This is a genomic window from Peptoniphilus grossensis ph5, assembly GCF_000311825.1.
GTDB lineage: Bacteria > Bacillota > Clostridia > Tissierellales > Peptoniphilaceae > Peptoniphilus_A > Peptoniphilus_A hominis.
In genome coordinates this window covers 1-7004 of sequence record NZ_HE978572.1, presented here as the reverse complement: position 1 = coordinate 7004, position 7004 = coordinate 1, and the positions used below count along the sequence as shown (strand labels likewise).

The window sequence follows — 7004 nt, the reverse complement described above, 5'->3', positions numbered from 1 at the left end:
TTTTTAGTACCATAAATAGTGTAAGAAAGAAAATTATTTCTATCTTGCACTATTTTTGTATAATGAAGACGTAGTATGACGAGGGGTCTTTAGGGTTAAACATCCGACACAAAAACTGTCAACTATCTCTTCATTATTCATATTCGGTTAAGCAGGTTGGGCAAAACGTCCGTGTCACGAGCTAAAATGAGTGTAATGGTGCAGGTAGAAACTACAAATTAAAAGAAAGAGGGTAATAAAATGATATCTATAGGAATAGATATAGCAAAAGAAAAGTTTACAGTCTGTGCACTAGAACAAGGTAGCAAAATCATTTGGAAGCCTTTTGATGTTCATCTTAACAAAACGAAAGTAGAAGAATTTTTAAATAAACTAGAATCATTAAACGAAGAAGTCAAGATAATCATGGAAGCAACGGGTAAATACCACCTTCCAATCCTCTATGAATTAAAAGACAAAGGATACTTTGTAACTGTGGTAAATCCTTTAAAAATGAAACAGTTTTGTCGAGTACTCAACTTTAGAAAAGCAAAAAATGATAATATAGATGCCATACAAATAGCAGAATATGGCTTGATGTACTGGAAAGAATTACAAGAATACAAAGTAGATACAGAAAATTTCAGAACATTAAAAGAATTAAACAGATCCTACCAGCACTACATGGACTTAAGAATCAATCAAATGAACTTCATAGACCAAACAATAAACCAAACATTTCCAGGAATAAAGAAATTAATTCCACATGGATCAAGTGATTTTTCAAAAGACAAACTATTAGATTTCTTAGAAATATGGTGGCATAAAAACTTAGTATTAGAAAAACCAGAAGAAAAATTCATAGAAGACTTTAAAAACTGGGCAAAAGAAAAGAGATACCATCCTAATGCTAATAAAGCTAAATCCATATACAAGCTCGCAGAGGAAAGTATCTCAACTCAACCTTCTAGTAGCTCATATATAAAGACTAGCATACAAGAAGGAATAGAATTGATAAAACATATAAATCAAATTCTACATACTATTTTATCACAAATGATAGAAATTGCCGAGCCCCTAGAAGAATATCAAGAAGCAAAAAAATTCTCAGGAATATCAGATAAATTAGCAGTGCAAATTACAGCAGAATTTGGAGACTTATCAAAATTTAAAAACAAAAAAAGTTTAATATCCTTCGTAGGCATAGATTCACCGCCATATGAGTCAGGCAACTTTAAAGCAGACCAGAGAAAAATAACAAAAAGAGGCAATGCAATACTAAGAAAAGTAGGTTATCAAGCTATGAAATGTATGATGAGTGCCAAAGATCCTGAAAATGATATATACCTGTATATGGTAAAAAAAGAAAACGATGGAAAAGCTAAAAAAGTATGTAAATTTGCAGGATTAAATAAATTCTTAAGAACGTACTATGCAAAAGTCATGGCATCAAAACAAAAAAAGATGTTGTTAAAAGTAGCCTAGAATTAAGAAGATAGTAGTAAAAAATAAGCCGATCGTAGCCGGCTTATTTGTTGTGCTTAAATTTAAACTCTAAACAACAAGGAGAAAAGGAAAAATAATTAGCCTTTCTCCTTGACTTTTGTTAGCAGGTTTTTTTACAAAAAAATCGTGATGACAGAAGTATCATTTACTTCCACCAACACGATTTATTATAGACCCGTTTTTTATTGACTTTCGTAAATTTATAATTACAAAAATCTTTTGTTTAACTACATTATATTCCTTATATATATTTTTGCAATGTTTTTTCTTACATCTTTTTTGTCTATTCTTTTTACAGTTTTCAACAAAAAACTTCCAAGATTATTACAATCCCAGAAGTTATCCCCTATATTTTTACTTATTCTAATTATTTAACGTCGTAGTCGAATTCATTTATCGATCTTTTGCTGTCTATGTTTTGTTCTTTAAGAAATTCCATTTCTTTCAATCCTTTAGATTTTGCGACAACTGATTTAGGAAACGACACGATTTCTTGATTTATTATGCTGATATTGTTATTGACGATTCTTTTCGCAGCTGCTAATTGTTCATTTTCGTCGCTGATTTCATCTTGTAAATTGATGAATTCTTGTGATGATTTAAGGTCCGGGTAGCTTTCAGCAAGTGCAAATATTTTGCTGATTTCTTTGTCTTGGTTTTGTATTGTGGCGTTGAATTCTTTGATATTTGCATTTTGTCGAAGTTGAATTACATCTGAAAAAGTTGAGGCTTCATGTTTTGCGTATGATTTGGCTACTTTTATCATTTCACAAATTGTGTCGTATCTTTTAGCTAGTGCAATGTCCACGTTTTTCTTGGATTCGTCTATTACGACTTTGTATCGGTTAAATCTATTCGATGTTTTTACCCACCAAATTAATACTATTAAAATGATTAATGCAATTATTCCAATTGCTGCGAATTCCGAATTTAAAAATCTGTCCATAATTTCTCCTTATAATTTTTCACCTATTATATCTATTAGAGAGTAAAATCCAGATAATTTTTCTCTAACTTTTTCGTATTCTGTTGAAAGCGACAATTCATCAACTTGTTTTTTCGTTTGTGGTAAAGCAAATAAAAATGCATTTGATTCAAATGATACGGAGATGTATTGTTCATTCATGTATAAGCACACTCTCATTTTTTCTTTCCAATCGTTCAATAACTCTATAATTTTAGGATCTAAAATTAGTCTTGTGTAGAAATCATCTGTTGAATATATTGCGTATGAGTTGTTAAATTCAATGGATTCCGTCTCAATTTCTTTTTCTATTTTGGTTTTCTTTCCGTAGCTTCCATGATTTCTAAACCCAAGTACTTTACCTTTTTTTACGGGAACTACTCTTATGTGTCCATTTATTTTAGTGTCAAATTTCGCCATCAAAACCTGTCCACAAAAATCAATAGTTTGTCGTGTGTGTCCTTCACTATCTTCAGTTTCTGTGTATGCTTGCATATTAGAAAACTCTGTTTTGTAATCATCACCAAATACTATGTGGCAGTTTCCAAAATAATACTGAGAATCAGGAACCAACCTTTTCATTACATTCACATCAATTTTCTTAGAATAATCAATTGTTGTATCAGGCAAGATTTCATTAAACACTGGTAATAGGAAATTATCAATGTAGGATTTTGCAAGATCATTTCTTCGTTGTTTTCTTCGTTGTTTTGAATAATTTTCCCAAAAATACACTATAGCAGCCATTACAAGAAGCGAATAAATATCTAGCATCGCGCGCATCGCGCTTAATGCAATAAATCCGAATATGGCACCTATAACTAATACAAATGGATTAATAATGTTGTTCTTCATTCCATTTTTTACTAAAAGTAGTTTTGATTGCATTTGTGGAGAATTTTCTATTTGTTCAATTCGTTTTACGATTTCAGGATTGGTAAATTTATCCCTGTATTTTTTCCTCACTTCTTTTCCTTTCAATCACTTTAATTGCACTTCTTTCATTTATAATTATACCCGTATATTTATACCCGATTATTCGCGAAAAATAAGCTATTTATACGAATTTTCGATATTTTTACAAATATTTTACATGTATTTATTGTGTGCATAAATCGAGTAGGGCTAAATAAATAGCCCTCTCACACCACCGTACGTGCCGTTCGGCATACGGCGGTTCAACTTAATTTACACATGACCTGCTTATGTATTAATCGTATGGGTCTACTAATCCTGTTTTGGTTAGTCTTTCCTTTGTGATTGCTCTCACTAAGCATGTTTTTGTTGCTACAAAGTAATACCTATTTCCACAATATGACGTTAATCTTGCTAGGACTTTTCCTACTCCCATTTTCATTAACGCCCATTGTCTTTTCTTTGGTACTTTCCACATTTTCCAACAGATTATTCTTAGTCTTGTCCTTAACTGTTCACTAAATCTTTTTAGTTTGCTTTTCATATCCGCAATCCTAAAATAATTTATCCATCCTCTTATCACTTCATTTAGCTTTTTAATTCTGTAGTCAAAAGGAACTGACCATTTTCTTGTGGTTAGCTTCTTTATTTTGTCTTTAAATCTTTTAAATGATGTTTCGTGGACTCGTGCTTTCCATTGATTTGTTTTGTTGTCTTTCCAGTAGCCAAATCCTAGATATTTGATTTTACTTGGTCTTGTTATTTTACTTTTTTCTGCGTTTACTTTTAGTCCAAGTTTATTTTCTATGAATCTTGTTACTGAGTGCATTACTCTTGTTGCTGCTGCTTTACTTCCTACAAATATTAGACAATCGTCTGCGTATCTAGTATATCTAAGTCTTCTTGCTTCTAGTTCTTTGTCTAGTTTGTCTAGCATAATGTTGCTTAGTAGTGGTGATAGATTTCCTCCTTGTGGGGTTCCTATTTCACTTTTTTCGTATACGCCTTTGTTCATTATTCCCGCTTTTAGATATTTTCTGATTAGTGATTCTGTGTCTGGTGCTTTGATATGCTAATGGACTATGCTCATTAGTTTATCTTGTGGCACTTTGTCAAAGAATTTTTCTAGGTCTATGTCTACTACCCATTCGAATCCATCATTTAAATATTCTAGGTGTAAATGTCAAGCGAAAAATGGTCCACATATAGTAAAAAAATTAACCACATATCCTTTCCCCTAGGGGAAAGGCATTTTACATATTTTTCATATATTTTTTGACCACTCTATTGTATCTTCCATCCTATAACTTTTTTCCCTGGACATATCCATAATATGAGCCCTATGAGCTAGTCTATCAACTATGGCCCCAGTAAGCATAGGATCTTTAAAAACCTCCTCCCATCTTTCAAAGTTTAAATTCGTTGTTAAAATTATTGAACCCTTATCGTTTCTAGATGATAAGAGGTTAAAAAGAATCTCACAACCTATCTTATCAAATGAAACATAACCTAACTCATCTAATATCACTAAATCATATTTTTCAAATTTTTTCTTGTAGTTAGTAATTTGATTTTTACTCATAGCCTCCTGTAATTCTATTACAAGGTTAGGAACTGAGGTAAACAGTACATTCTTTCCCACAATACATGCCTTAATACCTAAGGCAGTTGCATAATGAGTTTTACCGCATCCAGGTGTCCCTATTAGAATAATATTTTCTTTGTTATCTACAAATTTTAAAGTTTCTAAGTATTCAAACTTCTTATTTAACTCTAGGTTATATTTACTCTTATCAAAGTCCTCCAAAAACTTCTTATTGATAAATTTAGCATTCCTAATTCTTCTTGATATTCCATTATTCTTCCTTCTTTCTACCTCCCTTTCAAGAAAAAGATTTAGGAAATCTTCTAGAGATAAATTAAGATTATTAGCTTCATTTATCAATTCAACATGCTCTTGTCTAAGATATGATAGTTTAAGTATTCTACAAGCTTCTTTAATGTCCATATCTATTTACCACCTATACATAAAGAATCATATGAAGCTACTATTTTCCTTGCCTTAATTTCAATATCATTATCTACTTTTACTATGTCTATTATATCTAGTTCATCTTTTGAGTTAGCATAAGATTTTAACAAGCCAAGTAGTTGATCCATATCTTTATCTTTATTATCCTCTATTAGACTTATGAATTTCTTTGGGTTAGAGGTAAAGTATTTATCAAAGATGGCTTTCAAATCAGGATGACTTTTTAAGGCTAAAGAATTACGAATAGCACCTGGTTTTCTTGCTAATGAGTCTAGATAATGGCTTATATTTATGCTATATTCATTAGGGCCATCTTTTCCTTTATGATTTGCTAGTAACTTATCATTAACATATATTTTAACTTCCCTTGCATACTTTCTTACCAAAACACTTCTACCAACCATATAGTCAGGTACGGAATACTTGTTCCTATCGACTTGTATTAAAGAATACTTATCTACCTTATGTTCTGAAATACTTGCTAGTTCATATCTAGGTCTAAGATTTAAAAGTTTTCCCTTTTCTTCTTCAATCAAAGAAGCTTTGTTTAAATCTATTAAAGAACTTTCAAGATATTTGCAAGCATCCTCGTAAGAATCAAACTCATATTTTTCAGCAAAAGCGTTCTTTCTAACTATTCTAACACTACCTTCAACATGTCCTTTTTCATTACCAGAAAAACAATTAGTTACATTAATAGAAAAACCATAGTAGTTTGCAAATTCTATTAATTTAGGATTAAGCTCTTTTTCATTTCTACCTACAAATTTGTGAACTACATTTTTCATATTATCATAGACCACTTCTCTATACATACCACCTATCATATCAAAAAATCTAACTTGAGAATCAAAGAATACTTCTTGATTCTGACTCTTGTATAGGTAGGCCCATCTGAAGTTAGATGCTGGAGAGCTTAATACAGCTAGATAGAATTTACAAACCTTACCAGCTATTACAAGTTTAACTTCCCCAAAGTCATATTCTAACCTATCAGCAAAATCATATTCTTGTTTAATGAAGCACTCTTTGTTAATATTTCTCTTCTTTCTAACATAGACTGCTATGGAAGGATAAGAAATGTCAAAGCCCTTATCTTTAATCATCTTATGAATCTGTACTACACTTAATTGCTGCTTATGGTTTTTTAAGAGCTCATCTTTCCTTTTTTCCATAGCTAAGATTTCATCAAGATAGTCATCTACTTCTTTTGTATACTTAACTTTCTTCCTGTTAGAAGAATCATAGGAAGGAGCCTTTGCTATTTTTTCTTGGATCAAGGACCTATCTAAGTTAGGATCATCTAATTTTTCAACATTGTCCTTGTATTCATTCCAATATTTCCCTACTGTTTTTCTATTAATCTTAAGAATCTTCGCAACCTCTCTATTTGAATATCCTTGGTTTTTAAGTCTTATTATTGCATGCTTGTCCATTAAATTAATCACCTCACACACCTCCGTACCTATATTTTACATACGGAGGATAAACTAAAACAAGTGGACCATTTTTCGACTAGAATCAATCGATTATTGGACCACTTTTAGTTTATCATTTACAGTAAAATTAATTTGCTATTTTACTTGACTTTTGTTAGCAGGTTTTTGT

6 protein-coding genes are annotated in these 7004 nt (G+C 31.1%); 1 reads left to right on the top strand and 5 read right to left on the bottom strand.

From position 1 onward, the window contains the following. Positions 1-240 precede the first annotated feature (240 nt). Positions 241-1464, top strand: coding sequence for an IS110 family RNA-guided transposase (locus HGPG_RS09905; protein WP_019125928.1), 1224 nt, complete (start codon positions 241-243; stop codon positions 1462-1464). Positions 1465-1852: 388 nt separating this feature from the next. Here the strand turns inward: HGPG_RS09905 and HGPG_RS09900 are convergent, their stop codons facing one another. The 5 genes from HGPG_RS09900 to istA all read right to left on the bottom strand — a co-directional run bounded on the left by HGPG_RS09900 (position 1853) and on the right by istA (position 6844). Then, positions 1853-2431 (bottom strand): LemA family protein, encoded by a 579-nt coding sequence (locus HGPG_RS09900; RefSeq protein ID WP_002834746.1) that lies wholly within the window; start codon positions 2429-2431, stop codon positions 1853-1855. A gap of 9 nt (positions 2432-2440) precedes the next feature. Beyond that, complete coding sequence (locus tag HGPG_RS09895) at positions 2441-3430, bottom strand: DUF3137 domain-containing protein (protein WP_051010661.1); 990 nt, start codon at positions 3428-3430, stop codon at positions 2441-2443. Between the two features lie 229 nt (positions 3431-3659). After that, a complete protein-coding gene (locus HGPG_RS09890) occupies positions 3660-4433 on the bottom strand; it encodes a reverse transcriptase domain-containing protein (RefSeq protein ID WP_342626036.1) in 774 nt (257 codons plus the stop codon). A gap of 195 nt (positions 4434-4628) precedes the next feature. After that, positions 4629-5372, bottom strand: coding sequence for an IS21-like element helper ATPase IstB (istB, locus tag HGPG_RS09885; RefSeq protein ID WP_019125925.1), 744 nt, complete (start codon positions 5370-5372; stop codon positions 4629-4631). 2 nt (positions 5373-5374) lie between these two features. After that, the gene (gene istA, locus HGPG_RS09880; RefSeq protein ID WP_147629760.1) at positions 5375-6844 is read right to left on the bottom strand and encodes an IS21 family transposase; all 1470 of its coding nucleotides are present in this window, start codon (positions 6842-6844) and stop codon (positions 5375-5377) included. Between the last annotated feature and the right edge of the window lie 160 nt (positions 6845-7004).